The 21,497-nt window shown below is 72.1% G+C and carries 17 protein-coding genes; 12 read left to right on the plus strand and 5 right to left on the minus strand.

Annotated features, from left to right (window positions below; all coding sequences use genetic code 11):
- The first annotated feature begins 54 nt into the window (after window positions 1–54).
- The 6 genes from IH25_RS0127565 (at window position 55) to IH25_RS0127590 (ending at window position 8,629) form a co-directional block, all read left to right on the plus strand.
- On the plus strand, window positions 55–1,674 hold the full coding sequence (locus IH25_RS0127565) for a DUF6801 domain-containing protein (RefSeq protein ID WP_030616202.1): 1,620 nt from the start codon (window positions 55–57) through the stop codon (window positions 1,672–1,674).
- Between the two features lie 55 nt (window positions 1,675–1,729).
- The gene (locus tag IH25_RS0127570) at window positions 1,730–2,689 is read left to right on the plus strand and encodes a hypothetical protein (protein ID WP_030616205.1); all 960 of its coding nucleotides are present in this window, start codon (window positions 1,730–1,732) and stop codon (window positions 2,687–2,689) included.
- 257 nt (window positions 2,690–2,946) lie between these two features.
- Window positions 2,947–4,158, plus strand: a complete 1,212-nt coding sequence (locus tag IH25_RS0127575; RefSeq protein ID WP_030616208.1) for a helix-turn-helix domain-containing protein — start codon at window positions 2,947–2,949, stop codon at window positions 4,156–4,158.
- Between the two features lie 145 nt (window positions 4,159–4,303).
- The gene (locus tag IH25_RS0127580) at window positions 4,304–5,524 is read left to right on the plus strand and encodes a metallophosphoesterase (protein WP_030616212.1); all 1,221 of its coding nucleotides are present in this window, start codon (window positions 4,304–4,306) and stop codon (window positions 5,522–5,524) included.
- Window positions 5,525–5,794: 270 nt separating this feature from the next.
- Window positions 5,795–7,228 (plus strand): endo-1,4-beta-xylanase, encoded by a 1,434-nt coding sequence (locus IH25_RS0127585; RefSeq protein ID WP_030616215.1) that lies wholly within the window; start codon window positions 5,795–5,797, stop codon window positions 7,226–7,228.
- Window positions 7,229–7,261: 33 nt separating this feature from the next.
- Window positions 7,262–8,629, plus strand: coding sequence for an RICIN domain-containing protein (locus tag IH25_RS0127590; RefSeq protein ID WP_051754137.1), 1,368 nt, complete (start codon window positions 7,262–7,264; stop codon window positions 8,627–8,629).
- A gap of 124 nt (window positions 8,630–8,753) precedes the next feature.
- Here IH25_RS0127590 and lysA read toward each other — a convergent pair whose 3' ends face one another.
- From lysA to IH25_RS0127605, 3 genes are all read right to left on the minus strand, one after another.
- Window positions 8,754–10,088, minus strand: a complete 1,335-nt coding sequence (lysA, locus tag IH25_RS0127595) for a diaminopimelate decarboxylase (RefSeq protein WP_030616222.1) — start codon at window positions 10,086–10,088, stop codon at window positions 8,754–8,756.
- Complete coding sequence (locus IH25_RS0127600) at window positions 10,085–10,471, minus strand: SAV_915 family protein (RefSeq protein WP_030616225.1); 387 nt, start codon at window positions 10,469–10,471, stop codon at window positions 10,085–10,087. The genes lysA and IH25_RS0127600 overlap by 4 nt, the downstream gene beginning before the upstream one ends.
- A 176-nt stretch (window positions 10,472–10,647) precedes the next feature.
- Complete coding sequence (locus IH25_RS0127605; RefSeq protein WP_030616228.1) at window positions 10,648–11,082, minus strand: winged helix-turn-helix transcriptional regulator; 435 nt, start codon at window positions 11,080–11,082, stop codon at window positions 10,648–10,650.
- A 214-nt stretch (window positions 11,083–11,296) separates the two neighbouring features.
- On the opposite strand from IH25_RS0127605, the gene IH25_RS0127610 reads away from it, so the two are divergent.
- Together IH25_RS0127610 and IH25_RS0127615 are read left to right on the plus strand one after the other, a co-directional pair.
- Window positions 11,297–12,700, plus strand: a complete 1,404-nt coding sequence (locus tag IH25_RS0127610) for an MFS transporter (RefSeq protein ID WP_030616231.1) — start codon at window positions 11,297–11,299, stop codon at window positions 12,698–12,700.
- Between the two features lie 41 nt (window positions 12,701–12,741).
- Entirely contained in the window at window positions 12,742–13,230 is a 489-nt protein-coding gene (locus tag IH25_RS0127615; RefSeq protein WP_030616234.1) for a pyridoxamine 5'-phosphate oxidase family protein, read from the plus strand.
- Window positions 13,231–13,255: 25 nt separating this feature from the next.
- Here IH25_RS0127615 and IH25_RS0127620 read toward each other — a convergent pair whose 3' ends face one another.
- Window positions 13,256–14,344 carry a LacI family DNA-binding transcriptional regulator gene (locus IH25_RS0127620; protein ID WP_030616236.1) on the minus strand — a complete coding sequence of 363 codons (1,089 nt, stop codon included), beginning with the start codon at window positions 14,342–14,344 and terminating at the stop codon, window positions 13,256–13,258.
- 252 nt (window positions 14,345–14,596) lie between these two features.
- On the opposite strand from IH25_RS0127620, the gene IH25_RS0127625 reads away from it, so the two are divergent.
- Genes IH25_RS0127625 through IH25_RS0127640 form a run of 4 tightly spaced genes read left to right on the plus strand, consistent with a single transcriptional unit; the run spans window position 14,597 to window position 19,706 of the window.
- On the plus strand, window positions 14,597–15,961 hold the full coding sequence (locus IH25_RS0127625) for an extracellular solute-binding protein (RefSeq protein WP_030616238.1): 1,365 nt from the start codon (window positions 14,597–14,599) through the stop codon (window positions 15,959–15,961).
- A gap of 21 nt (window positions 15,962–15,982) precedes the next feature.
- A complete protein-coding gene (locus tag IH25_RS0127630) occupies window positions 15,983–16,933 on the plus strand; it encodes a carbohydrate ABC transporter permease (protein WP_030616240.1) in 951 nt (316 codons plus the stop codon).
- Window positions 16,934–16,935: 2 nt separating this feature from the next.
- Complete coding sequence (locus IH25_RS0127635; RefSeq protein WP_030616243.1) at window positions 16,936–17,835, plus strand: carbohydrate ABC transporter permease; 900 nt, start codon at window positions 16,936–16,938, stop codon at window positions 17,833–17,835.
- A gap of 59 nt (window positions 17,836–17,894) precedes the next feature.
- Window positions 17,895–19,706, plus strand: coding sequence for a glycoside hydrolase family 2 protein (locus IH25_RS0127640; protein ID WP_030616246.1), 1,812 nt, complete (start codon window positions 17,895–17,897; stop codon window positions 19,704–19,706).
- Between the two features lie 39 nt (window positions 19,707–19,745).
- On the opposite strand, the gene IH25_RS0127645 is transcribed toward IH25_RS0127640, so the two are convergent.
- Window positions 19,746–21,365 carry an RICIN domain-containing protein gene (locus IH25_RS0127645; RefSeq protein WP_078844450.1) on the minus strand — a complete coding sequence of 540 codons (1,620 nt, stop codon included), beginning with the start codon at window positions 21,363–21,365 and terminating at the stop codon, window positions 19,746–19,748.
- Window positions 21,366–21,497: the final 132 nt, after the last annotated feature.

The following is a 21,497-nucleotide window of genomic DNA, read 5'->3' on the forward strand; positions in this document are numbered from 1 at the left end:
CCGCCCGGCCGCCCTTTCCCTTGTCCACACCGGTGTTCGACCGACTGGAGCCGTATGAGAGGCCATCGCGCCGCCGCGCCGCGGCTGCCCCGGGTCCGTGTCCGCACCACGGCCATCGGCGCGTTCGTGGTACTCGCCGCCATGGTCCCGGCCGCGGTCTCGGCCTCGGGGACCCAGGAGGCCGATGTCACGCTCCCCTACGTCTGCCGGCTGCCCTCGAAAGAACTTCCCGCGACGCTACGCGTGACGGCGGACTTCCCGACCTCGGCCAGGGCGGGCAAGGCGTTCGCCCCCACCGATGTCACGACCACCGTCGAGCTGCCCGCCGAAGCGGTCGCGGACCTCGCCCGCGGCCGGGCGGCCGGCGTGCGCGCGGTGACCCGTCTCGGGGTCGGGATCACCCAGGGCGAGTCGGCGGCCGAGGCGACCTGGCGCGGTACGGCGCGGCCGGCCGCCCTGCCCGCCTCGGGGCCCCTGACGCTGACCGCGACGGGCGAAGTCCCCTCCGTCACCGCCCGCGTGGACGGCACCCTCGCCTTCTCCGCCGGCGCCCTCGATCTCGACCTGGCGCTCGACACCCCGGACGGCACCGCCGCCGACCCCGCCGCGCTGACCGTCGGCTGCTCGCCCGCCGAGGACGCGCCGAAGCGGGGCCTGCTGGCCACCGTACCGATCGAGCCCGACCCCACGGCCCCGCCCACCGCCCGCGCTTCACCGGCCCCCTCCGCCCCGGCGCCGGGCACCGGCACACCCGGCGCCCCGCAGTCCCCGCAGTCCCCGGACGGCCAGGAGGGCCGGGACGGCCAAGGGGGCGGGGAGGACCAGGAGGGCCGGGCGCCGACGGTGACGGAACGCGTCCCGCGGGGCGCCGCCACCCGACGCCCGGACGCCCCGCCCTGCCGCTACGACGAGCGGCACCCGTCCACCTCCGCGTCGCTGAACGCCTACATCACCGGCTACACCAACGTCCGCAAGCTGGCCGGGGCCTCGCTGCTCCCCCTGTCCTGCGCGCTGATCGAACAGGGCCCCACCGACATCGAGCTGTTCCCGGACTACTCCGGGGGCTATCTCACCCAGCACTCGCAGGGGACGCTCTGGTACCGGGGCAAGCCGCAGACCCCGCCGTTCCAGGCCACCTTCCTGACCTTCGGGTTCGTTCCGACGAAGGCCACCATGGTGCTGGAGCAGACGGGGCCCATGACCATGGACGGCAAGGGCGAGACCTCGTTCGTCACCCTGTTCACCAAGATGGAGACCCGGATACGGGTCCCGCTGGTCCTCAGGGTGACCGCCCTGGAGGTCAACGGAGCCCCGCTGGACGTCGGTGCCGGCTGCCGGACCCGGAGCCCGCTGCGCTCCGAGGAGCCCGAGCCCGCGAAGTTCCCCGGTGACCACCTGGTGCTGACCGGCCGCAGCTCGCACCAGCCCCCCGCCCTGCCGGTGGGCTATCTGCTCAGCTCCGGCGGCCCGCTGACCGGCGAGGTGACCATCCCCGCCTTCACCCACTGCGGCGGCAACGGCGAGAACCTCGACCGGCTGCTCACCGCCTCGGTCTCCGGCTCCGGCAACTACGTCAAGCAGACGCAGGGGCAGACGTGCGCGGTGCAGGTCTTCAACCCCGACCAGTGCACCAAGGACCTGCAACCCCTCGTCATCCCCGTCCCCGAGCGCTGAGCCGTCCCCGCCCGGCGCTCGCCCCCCTCCCCCTCATCCCCGGAAGGCCACCACCATGCCCCGGCTCTCCACCCGTACCCGGCTCTCCACCCGTACCCGGATCTCCGCCGTCGCCGCCCTGACCGCGCTCGGCACCCTCGCCTCCCTCGGCGGCGCGTCGGCCGCCGAGCCCGCACTGAACGGCCAGTGGGCCCCCTTCACCCGCTGCCCCGTGGACGCCCCGGCGATGCTGGCCGCCGACGGTTCCGACCGGACCCCGCAGTGCGTGGTCTCCACCTCCGCCACCGGCTCCATCAAGCTGGGCAAGACCACCGTGGTCACGGGCAGGACCAACCTCCAGTTCGGTGTCGTCCAGAACGCGGACGGCACCGGCACCGTCGTCGCGCCGCCCTCCGGCGCGCTGGTCGCCGACTCCGCCACCGTCCCCGGCGGGCTGCTCGGCCTGATGTGTCCGAGCGACATCCCGGTGATCACCGGCATCTGCCAGACCCTCAGCGACGCCAAGCTCAACAAGATCACCGCCACCATGGAGTCCGTCGGCGCGCCGTACGCCTTCGACCAGACCGCGGGCGTCCTCAAGGACATGCCGATCATCGCGCTGCCGGTCCGCATCCACCTGCAGAACCCGCTCCTCGGCGACCACTGCTACATCGGGTCGGCGTCCGCGCCGATCGTGCTGCGGCCGAAGAACCTCGACTACCCGGCGTTCGGGATGACCTTCTTCAAGGGGGACGGCACGGTCGACGAAGCCGGCGAGATGAGCCGGATCGACCTCACCGGCGCCCCGCAGAACGACAACGGCTTCGCGGTGCCGGGGGCCTCCGGCTGCGGCCTGAACGTCGGCCTGATCAACGCCGCCGTCAACGCCAAGACCGGGCTGCCCTCCGCCGCCGGGAACAACAGCCTCACCCTGAACAACGCCCAGACCTTCCTGGCCGGCCTCACCGCGCCCGGCACCGTCGTACCCGACGCCGGCAAGGTCCTCGCCCGCGACTGGCACTCCGCCGTCCGCTGACGACCACCGCCCGGCCGGTTCCCCGCGGGGGCTCCGGCGGGCACCGGCGTAGTCCGCCCGGCCGGTTCCCTGCGGCGGGTTCCGGCGGGCACCGGCGTAATCCGCCCGAGCGGTGTACACCGGGCGGCTGAGTTGATTAAGTGTCAGCACCCAGACCGGTGTGACACCTGGTGGACCGGGCCGGGCGCCCTCCGCGCGAGGCGGGCGGCGCCCGGCCGGCCGCCTCGCCGGACACTTCTGAGCGCAAGAGGTGACTTATGCCCTCGATCGCACGGTCCCCCGAAGTCGGCGAACCGCTCGGCCCCCTGCCCAAGAGGTTCGCGGCCTTCATACGCCCGGAACTGCCGAGCCTGCTCAACGAGATACGCGCGGAGGTCACACGGGCCTACCCGGTGTACGGCCGGCTGCTCAACGGGCCGAGCGGGGACGCGATCCGGCAGGGCGTGGAACTGGCGCTGGTCACCTTCGTGGACCGGGTGGCCGACCCCGGCAGGCGCTCGGAGGCCCGCGACGAACTGCTGCGCAGATTCGGCCGGGTGGAGGCGTACGAAGGCCGCGACCTGCACACCCTGCAAGGCGCCTACCGCCTCGGAGCGCGGATCACCCTGCGCCGCGCCAAGACGCTCGGGCGCCAGCACAACCTCTCCCCCACCCTCGTCCTCTCCTTCGCCGACGCCCTCTTCGCCTACGTCGACGAACTGGAGGCGGTCACCCGCGAGGGGTACGCGGAGGTGCGGGAGCGGGCCGCGTCCGAGGTGTCCGCGTTACGAAGACGCTTGTTACACCTCATCCTGGCCGCACCGCCGCTGCCGCGGACCACCGTCACCGAGCTGGCCGAGGCCGCCGCCTGGGAGCTGCCCACGCGGTGCACCCTGGTCGCGCTGCGGCCCCCGGTGGCCGACCGCATCCAGGCCGCGCTCGACGAGGACGTCCTCGTCGACCTCGACATGCCCCAGCCCCATCTGCTGGTCCCGGGCAACCTCACCCCGCAGCGCCTGGCGATGATCCGCAAGGCCCTGTCCGGCACCCGGGCCGTGCTCGGTCTGACCGTCCCGCTCGGCCAGGCCGCCGACTCGGTGCGCTGGGCGCGCCGCGTCCTGCAGCTCGTCGACGACGGAGTGATCCCCAACGCCCCGCTGATCGCCTGCGAGGACCACCTCACCACCCTGTGGCTGCTGTCCGACCACGCCCTGGTCGAGCGTCTCGCGGCCCGCGAACTCGCCCCGCTCGACGGGCTCCCGCCCAGCCGGCGCGGCCGGCTCATCGAGACCCTGCGGGTCCACATCTCCACCCGCGCGCCGGCGGAGCAGGTGGGCGAGATGCTGGGCGTCCACGCCCAGACCGTCCGCTACCGCCTGCGCACCCTCGACTCCTACCTCGGCGACCGGCTCGCCGACCCCGAGCACCGCTTCGCCCTGGAGGTCGCCTTGCGCGCCCTGCACCTGCGGGGGCACGACGGCTCCCGGTGAGCCGGCCGAGCGCGCGGCGCGCGGGCGACCCTGACGGCGGACGACAGCCCCGAGCGTGCTCCAGCGGGCCCCTCGCCCACCGGCCGGCCCGGGGGCGACCGGATACAGTGCGCGAGAGACGGCAGCCCGGTCAGGGAGGGCAAGCGTGACCGACACCAGCAGTACCCGGCCCGCCGAGGGTGAGGCCCGAGCGCCGCGGCGGAGCCGGCTGCACCGCCTGATGCGCTACCTGCCGCTGATCGCGCCCGTCCTGCTGTGGGCCGTGCCCTGCTGGGTGCTCCTGTACACCGGCCAGAACTGGCCGCTGCCCGTCACGGCGGCCGGCACCGCCCTGCTCGCCGCCGGCCTCGTGTGCATGCCGCTCGCGATGGCGCGCGGCCACGGCCGGCGTCAGCGGGACCGGGCGGCGATCGTCGGTGACACCCTGCTGGGCACCAGCTGGGTGCTGTTCACCTGGTCCGTCCTGCTCGGCGTCCTGGTGCGGCTCGCCCTGACCGTGGCCGGCGCCGGCGACGCCCAGGACCGGGCCCGCACCGTCACGTGGGCCGTCCTCGGTGTGACCGCCGTCCTACTCGGCTGGGGGTATGCCGAGGCCCGCCGCGTGCCGCGCGTGCGCCGGCTCGACGTGGAACTCGCGCGGCTGGGCGCCGGGTTGGACGGGCTGCGGGTCGTCCTCATCACCGACACCCACTACGGCCCGCTCGACCGCGCCCGCTGGTCGCAGCGGGTGTGCGAGACCGTGAACGCCCTGGAGGCCGACCTGGTCTGCCACACCGGCGACATCGCGGACGGCACGGCCGCACGCCGCCGCGCCCAGGCCGCCCCGCTCGGCACCGTGCGGGCCACCCGGGCCCGGGTGTACGTCACCGGCAACCACGAGTACTACAGCGAGGCCCAGGGCTGGGTCGACCTGATGGACGAACTGGGCTGGGAGCCGCTGCGCAACCGCCATGTGCTGCTCGAACGCGGCGGCGACACCCTCGTGGTCGCCGGTGTGGACGACGTCACCGCCGAGTCCTCCGGCCTGGCGGGCCACCGCGCCCACCTCGCCGGAGCGCTGGACGGCGCCGACCCCGGCCTGCCCGTCCTGCTCCTGGCGCACCAGCCCAAGTTCGTCGACCGGGCGGCAGCCGCCGGCATCGACCTCCAGCTCTCCGGGCACACCCACGGCGGCCAGATCTGGCCCTTCCACCACTTGGTCCGCCTCGACCAGCCCGCCCTCGCCGGCCTCAGCCGCCACGGCGGCCGCACCCTGCTCTACACCAGCCGCGGCACCGGCTTCTGGGGCCCGCCGTTCCGCGTCTTCGCCCCCAGCGAGATCACCCTGCTCGTACTCCGCTCACCGCAGCCGCCGGCCTCGTCGTAACACCGGCGTCACCCACCCGGTTCGAAACTTTCGAACGGAATTCGGAATCTTTTTCGGCAGGGAGTATTGACGGCGCATCGCCATGGCTCGATCATCCCTGTCTGAGAAAGCGACCGCAGTTCGACATTTCGAACCGCATTGGCCCTACGAGATCCATGCCGCACGGCAGATCCACGCACACCCGCACGCGCGACATCGGGATCGTCCCGTCCCGGGACGCGGTCCCCCGCGCCTCAGTCCTTCCGTGATGTCCATCTTGGAGGCACAGTCATGGGCCCGTACGCCCTTCCCAGATCCGCTGTCCGCCGCAGGCTCCGCGGCCCGCTCATGGCGCTGCTCGTCGGCGCCCTCGGTACGGCCGGCGCACTGGCCGCGCCGACGGGCGCGCACGCCGCCGAGAGCACGCTCGGCGCCGCGGCCGCGCAGAGCGGCCGCTACTTCGGCACCGCCATCGCCTCGGGCCGGCTCGGCGACTCGACGTACACGTCGATCGCGAACCGTGAGTTCAACATGGTGACGGCCGAGAACGAGATGAAGATCGACGCCACCGAACCGCAGCGCGGCCAGTTCAACTTCACCTCCGGTGACCGCGTCTACAACTGGGCGGTGCAGAACGGCAAGAAGGTGCGCGGGCACACCCTGGCCTGGCACTCGCAGCAGCCCGGCTGGATGCAGAGCCTCAGCGGCAGCAGCCTGCGCCAGGCGATGATCGACCACATCAACGGCGTGATGGGCCACTACAAGGGCAAGATCGCCCAGTGGGACGTCGTCAACGAGGCCTTCGCCGACGACGGTTCGGGCGGCCGGCGGGACTCCAACCTGCAGCGCACCGGCAACGACTGGATCGAGGTGGCCTTCCGCACCGCGCGTGCCGCCGACCCGGCCGCCAAGCTCTGCTACAACGACTACAACATCGAGAACTGGACCTGGGCCAAGACCCAAGGCGTGTACAACATGGTCCGGGACTTCAAGCAGCGCGGCGTGCCGATCGACTGCGTCGGCTTCCAGTCGCACTTCAACAGCGGCAGCCCCTACAACAGCAACTTCCGCACCACTCTGCAGAGTTTCGCCGCCCTCGGCGTCGACGTGGCCATCACCGAACTCGACATCCAGGGCGCCTCGTCCTCGACCTACGCCGCCGTGACCAACGACTGCCTGGCCGTCTCGCGCTGCCTCGGCATCACCGTCTGGGGCGTGCGCGACAGCGACTCCTGGCGGTCGAGTGACACGCCGCTGCTGTTCAACAACGACGGCAGCAAGAAGCCCGCCTACACCGCCGTCCTCAACGCGCTCAACGGCGGCACCACCACGCCGCCCCCTACCAGCGGCGGGCAGATCAAGGGGGTGGCTTCCGGCCGCTGCCTGGACGTGCCCAACGCGGCCACCACCGACGGCACCCAGGTCCAGCTGTGGGACTGCAACAGCGCGACCAACCAGCAGTGGACGTACTCCGACGCCGGTGAGCTGAAGGTCTACGGCAACAAGTGCCTGGACGCCGCCGGCACCGGCAACGGAGCCAAGGTCCAGATCTACAGCTGCTGGGGCGGCGACAACCAGAAGTGGCGCCTGAACTCCGACGGTTCCATCGTCGGCGTCCAGTCCGGCCTCTGCCTCGACGCCGTCGGGGCCGGCACCGCCAACGGCACCCAGATCCAGCTCTACTCCTGCTCCGGCGGCAGCAACCAGCGCTGGACCCGGACCTGATCGGGTCCGCCCGAGGACGAAGGGGGTGAATCGATGACGGCGCACGGTGCGGCTTCCGCGGGACGGCATCGCTGGTGGTCCCGGATCGCGGCCGTGGTGGCGGTGACCCTCGCGATCGGCCTGCTCGCCGCCGTGCGGCCGGCGCCTGCCGAGGCGGCGACGGTGGACACCGACGCCTGGTACGTCCTGGTCAACCGCAACAGCGGCAAGGCGCTGGACGTCTCCGGCGCGTCCACCGCCGACGGCGCGCGGATCGGCCAGTGGACGCGCACCGACGGAGCCAACCAGCAGTGGCAGTTCGTGGACTCCGGCGGCGGCTTCTACCGGCTCAAGGCCCGGCATTCGGGCAAGGTTCTCGACGTGGCCGGCGCATCGGCCGCGGACGGTGCCGCGATCCAGCAGTGGGCCGACCACAACGGGACCAACCAGCAGTTCCGCCTGGCCGACTCCGACGCCGGCCACGTCCGGCTGATCAACCGCGGCAGCGGCAAGGCGGTGGAGGTGCAGGGCGGCTCCACCGCCGACGGCGGCAACGTCGTCCAGTACACCGACTGGGGCGGTGCCAACCAGCAATGGCAGATGATCAAGCTGTCGTCCGGCGGCGGAAGCGGAAGCGGTTGCGGCAGCGCGCCGGCTCTGACGAGCGGTACGCACACGATCCAGAGCGGCGGCAAGAGCCGCAGTTTCATCCTCCGGGTTCCCGACGGCTACGACAGCAACCACCCCTACCGGCTGATCTTCGCGTTCCACTGGCGGGGCGGAACCGCCGGCGACGTCGCCTCGGGCGGCACCAGCGGGAGCGCCTGGTCCTACTACGGCCAGCAGGAGCAGTCGGGCAACAGCGCGATCCTCGTCGCCCCCCAGGGCCTCGGCAACGGCTGGGCCAATTCCGGCGGTGAGGACGTGACCTTCGTCGACGACATGATCCGGCGCATCGAGGGCGCCCTCTGCGTCAACCCGGCGCAGCGTTTCGCCACCGGATTCAGCTGGGGCGGCGGCATGAGCTACGCGCTCGCGTGCAGCCGGGCGAATGTCTTCCGGGCCGTCGCGGTCATGTCCGGCGCCGAGATCAGCGGGTGCGGCGGTGGCACCCAGCCCATCGCCTACTTCGGGATCCACGGCATCGGCGACTCCGTCCTCGGCATCGCGCAAGGACGGTCCCTGCGCGACAGATTCGTCGCCAACAACGGGTGCACCGCCCAGAGTCCGCGCGAGCCGGCCCCGGGCAGCCGCACGCACATCACCACCGCCTACTCGGGTTGCCGTGCCGGGTACCCGGTCCAGTGGGCCGCGTTCGACGGGGGCCACATCCCCGGCCCGGTCGACGGCTCCTCCGGCGAGAGCGGCGTCACCACCTGGACCAAAACGGAGATCTGGAAGTTCTTCGCACAGTTCCAGTGACCCGCCCGCACCTCGCAGTGGAGCCGGGACGATCCCGGCTCCACTCCGTCGGCATGCGTCCCCGACGGTTCGTTCTCCGCTCCGGCACCGGCCCCCACGCCGTGGGACTCCGAAGCCGGCCCGGTTACAGGCCGACGTCCCGGCCGCGGATGTCCGCCATGGACTCGCGGCGGACCAGGAGGCGGGCGATTCCGTCGTGTACGGCGGCCACGGGCGGGCGGCCCACCAGGTTGTAGCCCGAGGCCATGGACAGGTGGTAAGCGCCCGCCACGGGTACGGCGAGCAGGTCGCCGGGGCGGACGTCGGCGGGCGGTTCGGCGTCGGCGGCCAGGATGTCGCCCGCTTCGCAGTGCCCGCCCGCCACCGTGACGCGGGCCCGTTCCGCGGTACTGTGCCGGCCGGCCAGGCGGGGGGCGTAGCGGACGCCGTACAGGGCCGGGCGGGGATTGTCGCTCATGCCGCCGTCCACGGCCACGAAGAGGTTTCCGCCCGAGCGCTTCACGGACAGCACGCGGTACAGAGCGACACCGGCGGGGCCCGCGATCGCCCGCCCCGGCTCGATGACCAGCCGTGGGACGGGGAGTCCGGCCGAGGCGCAGGCGTCGGCGAGTTCCTTGCCCACCTTGCGGGCCAGTGCCGTCAGGTCCAGGGCGTCCTCGCCGGGGCGGTAGGCGATGCCGTGCCCGCCGCCGAGGTCGAGTTCGGGCAGGACCAGCCCGTGCTGTTCACGCAGGCGGGCCATCAGGCCGACCATGCGGCGCACGGCCGCGAGATACGGCTTCACACTGGTGATCTGTGAGCCCGGATGGCAGTGCAGCCCGGTGAGTTCGAGTTGCGGCCGGCCGAGGATGCGGGCGATGGCGTGCTGGGCGTGGCCGTCGGTGAGGGAGAGCCCGAACTTCTGGTCCTCCGTGCCGGTGCGGATCTTCTCGTGGCCGCCCGCGCTGATGCCGGGCATCACGCGCACCATGACCTTCTGGTGGCCGCCGGGGCCCACGGCGGCGGCCAGCCGGGCGATCTCCGAGGGGCTGTCGATGACGATACGGCCCACGCCCAGGCGGAGTGCTGTCTCCAGGTCCCGCGGAGACTTGGCGTTGCCGTGCAGTACCATCCGCTCCGGCGGGAAACCGGCGGTGACCGCGAGCTCCAGCTCACCGGCCGAGCAGACGTCCAGACCGAGGCCCTCCTCGTCCATCCAGCGAGCCATGGCCCGGCACAGGAACGCCTTGGCCGCGTAGAGGACTTCGGCGTCCGGGAAGGCGTTCCGGCAGGTGCGGCAGCGGTCGCGCACCTCGGCCTCGTCGAGGACGTGGACGGGGGTGCCGAAGCGGTCGGCGATCTCCGTGAGCGGTACTCCGCCCACGGCCAGGCCGCCGGGGCGGGATTCGGTGGCCGAAGTGGGCCACACCGACAGTTCGGCGAGGGCCGCGGGGACGGCGGATGCGTGAACAGTGGTCATCGCCTGCTCTCCTCCCAGCCGGTCCACCGGGCCGAGGCGGCCAGGGCCGCCGCCGGGACTGCCGGTCCAGCCGGGACTGCCTGTCCGGCCGGCGCCGGCGCGCAGGCCGTGAAGGGCGGGTCGATCGTGACGGTGGTGACGCCGAGCGGTGTGGTCAGTGCGCGCAGTGCGGGCTCGGCGAGACGGATCCACGCCTGACCGGTGCCGAGGGTCGCGACGAGTCCGCACGCGGAGGTGAAGCCGACGGCCGAGCGGTCACCGAGCGGTGTGCGGAAGAGGCGGACCACAGACCCGGAGGGGCCCGGCCGGACCGGGACGTACAGGGGTCCGGCCGGGAAACGATCGGAGGGCTCGGGGTCTTCGCCGTACAGGAGTTGTTCCATGGGACACCTGCCAGGAGAGAGCTGGAGTGCCCCGGACGCGGGAAGGCGGGCCGGGGCTCGCCGTCGACGTTATGCCCGTCCGCGCCCGGTCCCCGGCCCCTCCTGACGGAACGCTGGCGGTGACCGGAACGACCTTGACGCGCTGTTGACGTGCCGGGCAGGCGCTCCGGGCCCCCTCAGGACACCTTCTCGGCGAGCTCCGAACGCCGGTCGTACTCGGCGCGGGCGATCGCGATCTCCTCCTGGTGCTCCTCGGTCCAGGTCACCAGCGCCTGGATCGTGTCGTGCAACGTCACGCCCAGCGGCGTGAGTTCGTAGTCCACCCGGGGCGGCACCACCGGGTGGACGGTGCGGCGCACCAGTCCGTCCCGCTCCAGCTGACGCAGGGTCACCGTCAGCATCCGCTGGCTGATGCCCTCGATGCTGTGGCGCAGCTGGTTGAAGCGCAGGCTGCGGTTCTCCAGCAGCGCGATGACCAGCAGCGACCACTTGTCGGCGACGCGGTCCAGGATCTGGCGGACCTCGCAGCCCTCGCGGACGTCCCACTGAAGGATGGTGTAGTCCTCGGTACCCGAGCAGTGCCTCGGTGACTTCGAAGTGCCTTCTTCCATGAGGCCTCAGCTTGCCCGAGGATTCCTACGGTTACAAGCGGGAACCGACAGGCTCCCGAGTAACCGGGGTGCGCACCCGTGGAGTCGAGCCCTTTTCCTCGATTTCTCTCATCCGTGTCCGGACTTCGCGGAATTCCGCGTCCGTCCCTCAGACATTCCAAGGAGAACTTCAGTGTCCACCGTGCAATCCCCGTCGGGCGGCGACACCGATCGCATGAGCGGGCGCGCCTGGGGCGTGCTGTTCGTGCTGTGCGGCGCGATCTTCCTGGAGGGCATCGACGTGGCCATGCTCAATGTGGCCCTCCCGTCGATCCGTGACGACCTCGGGTTGTCCACCGGCACGCTGCAGTGGGTCATGAGCGCCTATGTCCTCGGCTACGGCGGGTTCATGCTGCTCGGCGGCCGGGCGGCGGACCTCTTCGGACGGCGCCGGATGTTCGTGTTCTGGCTGATGGTGTTCCTGCTGTTCTCAGGTCTGGGCGGGCTGGCGACCGAGGGCTGGATGCTGCTCGTCGCCCGGTTCGCGACCGGTGTCGCCGCGGCCTTCATGGCCCCGGCCGGCCTGTCGGTCATCACCACCGGCTTCGCCGATGGCCCCCAGCGCAACAAGGCCCTGCTGGTCTACTCCGGCACCGCCGCCGGCGGCTTCTCCATCGGCCTGGTCATCGGCGGTCTGCTCACCGCGGTCGACTGGCGGTGGGTGTTCTTCGCCCCGGTGATCCTCTCGGCGGTCATCCTGCTCGCCGCCCTCGCCCTCATCCCCAACTCGCCCCGACCCGACCGGCGGGGCCGGCCCGTCGACCTGGCCGGCGCCATCACCGTGACCGGCGCGATCCTGGTGCTGGTGTTCGCCGTCGAGCGGGCCACGCACGTCGACGCACTCCGGACGGCCGGCACGGTCGCCGTCAGCCTGGTGCTGTTCATCGCCTTCACCGTCATCGAGCGCAAGTCGTCGGCGCCGCTGGTGCGGCTCGGCCTGTTCCGGCACGGCGGCCTGGTGCGCGCCAACCTCGCCGCGCTGCTCTTCTCCGGCGGGTTCTTCGGCTTCCAGTTCGTCGTCACGCTCTACCTCCAGGAACTGCGCGGCTGGTCGACCCTGGAGACCAGCTTCGCGATGATCGTGATCGGCATCGACACGGTGCTCTCGCCGACGCTCACCCCCAAACTGGTCGACAGGTTCGGCAACGCCCGGGTCATCTTCGGCGGACTGGTGCTGGCCTGTCTGGCCTACGCCCTGATGCTGCCGCTGGGGGCGGACTGGAGCTACGCGCTGATGTTCCCGAGCCTGCTCGTACTGGGCCTGGCCTTCTCCCTCGCGTACGGCCCGCTCACCATCGCCGGTACCGAGGGCGTCGAGGAGGAGGAGCAGGGCGTCGCCGGCGGTCTGCTGTACACGAGCTTCCAGTTCGGCGCCGCGATCGGCCTGTCCGCGGCGGCCGCCGTCAGCATCGCGGCCACCGACGGCTCCTCGCCCGGCGAGCTCCTCGACGGCTACAAGGCGGCCCTGGTCGTGCCGCTGGCCGCCGCCCTCGGTGCCGCGCTGATCAGCGCCTTCGGCCTGCGCGGGCGCGCGGACGACGTGACCGGCGCCCCCACGCCCGCCTCGGTCGAGGTCTAGCCACCACCCCCACCACACGCACAGAGAGAGGAGCCGTCGCCATGGCGACCAAGGCCGGCTCGTTTTCCGAGATCGCCGACGAGTTCTTCGCGTACATCCGTGACATCCGCTACTGCACCATGATCACGGTCGACAAGAGGTCCCGTCCGAGGGCCCGTGTCCTGCTGCCCGTCTGGGAAGTCGTGGACGGCAAGCCCGTGGGCTGGCTCGCCGCGTACAAGTCTCCGGTGAAGACGGCACACTTGGCGAACAATCCCCACACCACGTACTCGTACTGGAATCCCCGGCAGAACGCCGTCTTCGTCGACAGCGTCTCCGCCTGGGCCGAGGACCGGGAGACCAGGACCTATGTCTGGGATCTCTATCGGAAGGGAAGTCCGGCCGGCGTCGGTTACGACCCGTACGACTTCTGGAGCGGTGGTCCGGCCGACCCGGAATACCAGGTGCTGCGCATCGACCCGTGGCGCGTCCAGGTCGTGCGCGGTACGGATCTCGGCAGCCGGATCTGGACGGAGGAGAGCCCGAGCTGACCGGCCCGCGCCCCCGGACGCCGGCTCAACGCCCCCGTGCCGCCCCCCGGTTCCCCGGCCCCGGACCCCGTGCGACGCCCTCGGTGCTCTCGCGCAGTACCAAACGGTGGGCCACGACCAGGTCCTGGGGTGAGCGGACGCCGGCCGGGGAGGCGTCCGCGGGGGCCTGATCGCCGGTCTCGTCCATCCGGCGCCGCAGGAGTTCGACGGCGATCCTGGCCACCGCCGCCTTGTCGGGAGCCACGGTGCTCAGCGTCGGCGTGCTGAACCGTCCCGCCTCCACGTCGTCGAAGCCGATCACGGCGACGTCCTCGGGCACCCGCATCCCGTACTCGTACAGGGTGCGCAACGCCCCCAGCGCCAGTTGGTCGTTGAGGCAGAGCAGCGCGTCCGGCCGGACGCCCTCGTCCAGCGCCCGGGCCACGGCCTCGGCCCCGGCGGGCATCCGGAAGGAGGCCACGGGCAGCAGCGCGGCCGGGTCGTAGGCGAGGTCCGCCGCGGCGAGGGCGGCGCGGTAGCCGCGGGTGCGGGCCTCCGCGGTGCCGAGGCCCGCGTCGTCCCGGCCGCCGACGGCGAGGATCGTACGGCGCCCGAGGCCGATGAGGTGCTCGGTCGCCTCCCGCGCGGCCCGCTCGTTGTCGATGGCGACGTGGTCCGCGCCCTCCTCCAGCAGTTCGCCGAGCAGCACGGTGGGCGGCGCGTCCGCGCGGTGGCGCAGATCGTCGGCGGTCAGGGCGAGCGGGCTGAGGATGACCCCGTCGACGAAGGTGGAGCCGAAGCCGGCCAGGGCCGCCAGTTCGTGGTCGCGGTCCCCGCCGGTCTGGTGGATCAGCACGGTGAGGGAGCGCTGTTCGGCCTCGCGGATGACGTGCCGGGCGAGTTCGGCGAAGTAGGGGACGTCGAGTTCGGGGACGACCAGCGCGATGACGCCGGTGCGGCCCTTGCGCAGATGACGGCCGGCCAGGTTCACCTTGTAGCCGAGGTGGTCGATGGCTTCCTGGACCACGCGCCGGGTCCGGTCCGAGACGTGGACGTAGTCGTTGATCACGTTGGACACCGTCTTCTCGGACACCCCCGCGTGCCGAGCGACGTCCTTGATCCTGACCCGTGCCACCGCGACCTCCTGCCCTCCCCTGGGGCCCCGAGTGTAGTCCGCGGGCAGGCCGGGGACCGGCGGGCGGACGGCCGCCCCTGGGACGACGGGCTTGTGCCACGACCTCTTTACAGCCGATGTACATCGATGTAAAAACGTGCCACCGCACCGCGCCGGCCGGTGCGCGCCCCGCCCGCCGAACCCGGTGGGGGCCCTCTTCCCCGTGGTCCGCCACCGGCCCGCCACGCGGGTCCGGCCGTCGAAAGGTCAACGATGACTGCGCGATCACCCGCCCCCGCCCCTCCCGCGCGGTCCGCCACGGGCCCCGGCCTCACCCGCCGTCGCCTGCTGGGCACCGGCCTGGCCGGGGCGGGCGCGCTGCTCGCGGCGGGCGCGCTGTCCGGCTGTGCCTCCCCGGCCTCCGCCTCCGGCGCCTCGGCCCTCAAGGTCTGGGACTTGTTCCAGGGCGGCGACGGCCTGCTGATGGACGAGATGATCGAAGCCGTCGCCGGCGGCGACCGGGGCTTCGACGTCGACCGGACCATCCTGGACTGGGGCCCCTCCTACTACACCAAGCTGGCCATGTCGGCGGCCGGCGGCCGGGCCCCCGACGTGGCGGTCCTGCACCTGTCCCGGCTGGCGGGCTACGCCCCCGGCGGCCTGCTCGCCCCCTTCGACCTGGACCTGCTCGCCGAATTCGGCGTCACCCAAGACGACTTCACCCCCGCGGTGTGGGCACGGACCCGGTACGACGGCACCGTCTACGCGATCCCGCTGGACATCCACCCCTTCATCGTCTTCTACGACAAGGACGCCGCCGGCACCGCCGGGCTGCTCGACTCCTCGGGAGAACTGGCGCCCATGGGGTCCCCGCAGGCCCTGCTGGACGCGGGCAGGGCACTCGCCGCCGCCACCGGTCACGCGGGCATCGTGTTCGGCCACGTCAACGACCCCGCGCAGAACTGGCGGCTGTTCGCCGCCCTCTACGCCCAGACCGGCGCCGCCTTCACCCTCCCGGACGGCGGCCCGGCGGGGCTGGACACCGACGCCGCGATACGTGTGGTGTCGTTCCTGCGGCAACTCTTCGACGGCAGGACCAACCCCGACAACCTGGACTACTACGCGGGCCTCACCATGTTCTCCTCCGGCCGTGGGGGCATGGCGATGCTCGGCGAGTGGGAGCTGCCGACGCTGAGGAAGTCCGGCATCCCGCTCGGCGCCGCGCCCTTCCCCCAGGTCTTCGACCGGCCCGCCGTCTACACCGACAGCCACAGCTTCGTCCTCCCGCACCAGGACGACCCCGACCCGGCCCGCCGGCGCGAGGCCCACCGGTACGTCGCGGAGATCATCAAGCAGAGCCTGACCTGGGCGAGCGCCGGCCACATACCCGCGTACCAGCCCGTGCTCGCCAAGCCGGAGTACGCCGCCCTGACACCGCAGTCCTCGTACGCGGACGCCGGGAAGGCCGCGGTGCTCGATCCCCCGAACTGGTTCACCGGGGCCGGCTCGAACTTCCAGAGCCGGATGTGCCAGCCGCTCCAGTCGGCGCTGCTCGGCCACACCACCCCCGAGAAGGCGGTGCGCCGGATGGTCCGCGAGGCGGACGCGCTACTGCGGCAGCCCGACCCGGTGGCCTGACGAGCAGAAGGAGTGATCCCCGTGACCACCACCGCACCCCCCGGCACCGGCCCGCGGACCGGCCCGGACACCCCCCGCGCGGACGGCTCCCGCCGCACCCGCCGGCAGCGCTCCCCCGGCGCCCCCCGCTCCGGCCTGGTCTTCGTCCTGCCGTTCCTCCTCCTGTTCGTCCTCTTCCTCGTGTGGCCCGTCGTGCAGGGGCTCTGGATGAGCTTCACCGACTCCTCGCTGGCGCTGCGCGACACGGCCTTCGTCGGCTTCGACAACTACGCCGAGGCGTTCGGCGACCCGGACGTCTGGAGCAGCCTCGGCAACACGCTCTTCTTCACCGCCGTCACCAGCGTGCCGCTGGTGCTGGTCGCGCTGGCGATGGCCCTGCTGGTGCACAGCGGGATCGCCGGGCAATGGGCCTGGCGGCTGGCGTTCTTCGCCCCGTACCTGCTGCCGGTGACCGTGGTGACGCTGATCTGGTCCTGGCTCTACCAGCCGGACCTGGGCTTCGCCAACCAGCTCCTGGCCGCCCTCGGTATGGGACCGGTGGGCTGGCTGGCCGACGAGTCCGTCGCGATGTGGTCGATCGCCGCCCTCACCGTCTGGTGGACGGCCGGCTTCAACTTCCTGCTCTACCTCGCCGCCCTCCAGTCCCTGCCCACGACCTTCGACGAGGCGGCGGCGCTGGACGGCGCCGGGGCGTGGCGCCGCCTGTGGTCCATCACCCTGCCGCAGCTGCGCCGGACCACCGCGCTGGTGGCCATGCTCCAGATCCTCGCGTCGCTCAAGGTGTTCGACCAGATCTACATCCTCACCAAGGGCGGTCCGGGCGGTTCGACCCGTCCGGTCCTGGAGTACGTCTACGACGTCGGCTTCACCGGTTACCGGCTCGGCTACGCCTCGGCCGTCTCCTATCTCTTCTTCGCGCTGATCGTCGTCGTCTCGCTCGTGCAGCTGCGCCTCTTCCGCCGGGAGGACTGACCGTGTCCGCCACCACAACGCCCCCGCGCCCGCGGCGCCGTACACCCCGGGAGCGCGCCGGTGCTCCGCTGCTCCTCGGCCACGGCCGGCTGCCCCGGGTCCTGGCCGGGACCGCGCTCGTCGTCCTGGCGGCGGTGTGGCTGCTGCCCTTCGTGTGGGCGATCGCCACCTCCGTGCAGAGCGAACAGGATGTGTCCGCCCCCGGCCTCTCACCGTTCAAGGGCGCCTTCACCCTGGACGCGTACCAGCGGATCCTGGACCGCGGGGACGTACCCGTCTGGGCGTTCAACAGCCTCCTGATCGCCGGGCTGGTCACCGTCGTCACGGTGGCCGTCTCCACCCTCGCGGCGTACGGCTTCTCGCGCGGCACGTTCCGCGGACGGCGGGCCCTGCTCGCCGTGACCGTGGCCGCCGTCATGGTCCCGCCGCAGTTGCTCATCGTGCCGCTGTTCCGGCAGATGCTGCTGTTCGACCTGGTGGACACCTACGCGGCGGTCATCCTGCCGCAGGTCGTCGCCCCCATGATGGTGTTCGTCCTCAAGCGCTTCTTCGACGGCGTCCCCCGGGAGCTGGAGGAGGCGGCCCGCATCGACGGTGCCTCGGAGTTCCGGGTCTTGTGGTCGGTGGTGCTGCCGTTGTCGCGGCCGATCGTGGCCGCGGTGGCGATCTTCGTCTTCATCGGGGCGTGGAACAACTTCCTGTGGCCGTTCATCGTGACCAACGACCCGGACCTGATGACCCTGCCGGTCGGACTGGCCACCGTGCGGGACTCCCACGGCGTCCAGTACGTGTCGGGGATGGCGTCCGCGCTGCTGGCCGCGCTGCCGCTGATCGTGGTGTTCCTCTTCTTCCAGCGCCGCATCGTCGACTCCGTGGCCACCACCGGCCTCGGCGGCTCCTGACCCCTCTCCCCCTCCTCCGGCCCGCCGCACCCGACCGATCCCCTGGAGCATGTGTGCCCATGCACGCCGTACCGCGACCCGAGTATCCGCGACCGCAGTTCGCGCGCCGCGACTGGCTCAACCTCAACGGCGCCTGGCAGTTCGAGACCGACCGGGGGGACAGCGGCCTGGAACGCGGTCTCCTCGGCCGGGAGTTGCGTGACGAGATCATCGTGCCCTTCCCGCCCGAGTCCGAGCTGTCGGGCATCGGTGACACCGACTTCCTGCACGCCGTCTGGTACCGGCGGGCGCTCACCCTGCCGGCTGAGTGGGCCGGGCGCCGGGTGCTGCTGCACTTCGGCGCGGTCGACCACGACACCACCGTCTGGGCGAACGGCACGGAGGTCGCCCGGCACCGCGGCGGCTTCACGCCGTTCACCGCGGACCTCGGTGACATCGCCGGGGCGGGCGAGGAGGTGGTCGTCACGGTACGGGCCCGCGACCCCAAGTCGGGCCCGCAGGCACGGGGCAAGCAGGCCGTCCGGTACGCCAACCACGACTGCAACTACACCCGGGTCACCGGCATCTGGCAGACCGTGTGGCTGGAGCCCGTCCCCGACGTGCATCTGCGGCGTCCCCGGATCACCCCGGACCTCGCCGGCGGCGCCTTCCACCTGGAACTGCCGCTGTCCGGCAACCGGCCCGGGCACCGGGTCCGTGCCGTCCTGACCGACGGCGACGGCGAGGTCTGCCGCGCCGAGGCCCGCGCCGACCTCGACCTCGCCCCGCGCCTGTGCCTGCCGGTGCCCGAGGGCCGGCGCCGCGAGTGGGGACCGCAGGACCCGCACCTGTACGGCCTGCGGCTCGAACTCCTCGACGGCGACGGGGAGGTGGTGGACCGTGCGGAGAGCTACGCCGGTCTGCGCGCCGTCGGCCTGCGCGGCCGGGCCGTCCTCCTCAACGGCCGCCCGGTCTTCCAGCGGCTCGTGCTGGACCAGGGCTGGTACCCGGACGGGCTGATGACCGCGCCGAGTGACGAGGCACTGGTCCGGGACATCGAACTGGCCCAGGAGGCGGGCTTCAACGGAGCCCGGCTGCACCAGAAGGTCTTCGAGGAGCGTTTCCTCTACCACGCCGACCGCCTGGGCTATCTGGTCTGGGGCGAGTTCGGCGACTGGGGCTGCGAGACCGGCGGCTCCTCGGGCGACAACCAGAAACCCGACGCCTCCTACGTCGCCCAGTGGCTGGAGGCCCTGGAACGCGACTACTCGCACCCCGCCGTCATCGGCTGGTGCCCGCTCAACGAGACGTACCAGAAGCTGCACGACCGCATCACCCAACTCGACGACGTCACCCGGGCGATGTTCCTGGCCACCAAGGCCATGGACACCACCCGGCCGGTGATCGACGCGTCCGGGTACGCGCACCGGGTGGCCGAGACGGACATCTACGACGCCCACAACTACGAGCAGGACCCGGCGGTGTTCGGCGAGCTCATGTCCGGGCTCGCCAAGGGCGAACCGTTCGTCAACGCCTACGAGGACGGCGCCGCCTACTCGCTGCCCTACGGGGGCCAGCCGTACTTCGTGAGCGAGTTCGGCGGCATCTGGTGGGACCCGGAGGCGGCCGCCGGGCTGTCCGGCGCGGACCGCACCCGGTCCTGGGGCTACGGGGAACGGGTGCGGGACGAGGAGGAGTTCCACGCCCGGTTCGGCGGCCTCACCGAGGTGCTGCTGCGCGACCCCGGCATGTTCGGCTACTGCTACACCCAGTTGACCGACGTCTTCCAGGAGCAGAACGGCATCTACCGCTTCGACCGCTCCGCCAAGCTCGACGTCGCCCGCGTCCGTGCCGCGCAGTCGCGGCCGGCCGCCATCGAGGAACAGCCGTGAACGGGGGCCCCGGCCGTACGGCCGGGGCCCCCGTTCACGTCATACCCGCTCCAGCCGCCAGATCTGCGGCTGGAGCCCGTTGCACGTCCACTGCTGGACGTTCGCGCCGGGCTGGCGGGAGCCCTGGGCCACGTCCAGGCACTGTCCGCTGGAGCGGACGACCAGCCGGTAGTAGCCCCGGCCCACGTTCTCCAGTCGCCAGTCCTGGGCGGCGGCCTGGTTGCAGTACCACTGGCGGACGTTGGCGCCCGCCGTGCCAGACCCGTTCTCCACGTCCAGGCAGTAGCCGCTGTTGCGGCCGGTGAGCGTGAAGCGGCTGTCACCGCGGGCCCTCAGCGTCCAGTCCTGCGGGCCGAGGCCGTTGCACGTCCACTGCTGGACGTTGCCGCCCGGTGCGCGGGAGTCGGCGGCCACGTCGAGGCAGTCGCCGCTGTTGGCGTTCACCAGCCGGTACAGCGCCCCGTCGACGATTCCGGCGGCGTCACCGCTGCCGGTGACGGAGCCCGTGGCGAAGTACGGCTTGCAGACCGTGCCGTCGAAGTCCGTGGCGATCTGGAGGACTTGCCGGCCGTCCGCCGAGGGCAGCAGCGGGGAGCTGTAGTTCTCGCAGTAGTTGATCTGCGGGTCGGACACGGCGACCGGTGCCTCGATCTCGTACCAGGGCCCGCTGCCGTTCTCCGTGTTGGCGAGGATCGTCCGGCCGCTCTCCGCCGCGACGCCGCCGTCCTTGTCGAGCAGGCGCTGTCCGGTCAGCAGCAGCCGCCCGTTCGCACCGCCGTCCGGCGCGGGTGCCCAGGCGATGGTCGGCGTGGCGCGGAAGTACTTGCCGTCGACCGTCTCGGGACGGACACCGAGGTCGGTGACGCTCCCCCAGTTCCAGCCGTCGGCGGAGGTGCGGTAGTGCACCACGCACTGGTACTGGCCGCCGGGGGTGCAGATCTCGTAGCTCATGAAGTAGGTGCCGTTGGGCAGCCTGCGCACCATCGGCATGCCGGGCCGGTCGGTCTGCGGAGCGCTGGCCACGGTGTCGTGGCGTCCTTGCCAGGTGACGCCGTCGTAACTGCGCACGGCGGCCAGTTTCTGACTGTGCGCGGGGTCCGTCTCGTCGGCGTAGTGGCAGACGAGGGCGCCGTCCGAGGCGATGGAGAACTCCGGTTCCCACAGGCCGCCGGTGCCGGTGGCGACGGCGCACGACGACAGGTAGGACCAGGTGCGGCCCACGTCGTTGCTCCGCCAGATCCGCAGCGCCATCCGGCGGTCCCGCTCGTCCTGCCCGACGGAGGCGGCCCAGAGCAGGGTGCCGGCGGGCAACGCGCCCACCGCCCGGGGCAGTTCGAACAGGGTGCCGCAGCACAGTCCCCGGCCGGCCGCGGCGTCGGGGTCGGAGATGCGGCCGACCTCGTGGAAGGTCGCGCCGTTGTCGGTGCTCTCGTGGAGGGCGCCGATGCCGTTGTTCCCGTCGAAGGTGACGACACTGGCGAGAATGCGGCCGTTGGCGGCACCGTTGTGGGCGAGCCGGACGGCGCGCGGGTAGAGCCCCGTGCCGTCGCGCAACGGCGTCCCGGTGGCCGAGGGGCCGGCCGTCGCGGCGGGGGCGGGGGAAGCGGGGGCCGCGGCAACGGCCGGAGCGGCGAGCGCCGTACCGAGTACCGCGGCCATCACCGGCAGCACGGCGCGGGAGGGAAGACGTCTGAGGGCGTGCAAGAGGCGGAGCGTCAACGCGTTCTCCTTTTCTGCGCAGCGAAATCCGCGCCAGGCTAGAGCCGCATGTACATCGATGTAAACAGGTGT

The organism is Streptomyces achromogenes subsp. achromogenes, assembly GCF_000720835.1.
Classification (GTDB): domain Bacteria; phylum Actinomycetota; class Actinomycetes; order Streptomycetales; family Streptomycetaceae; genus Streptomyces; species Streptomyces achromogenes.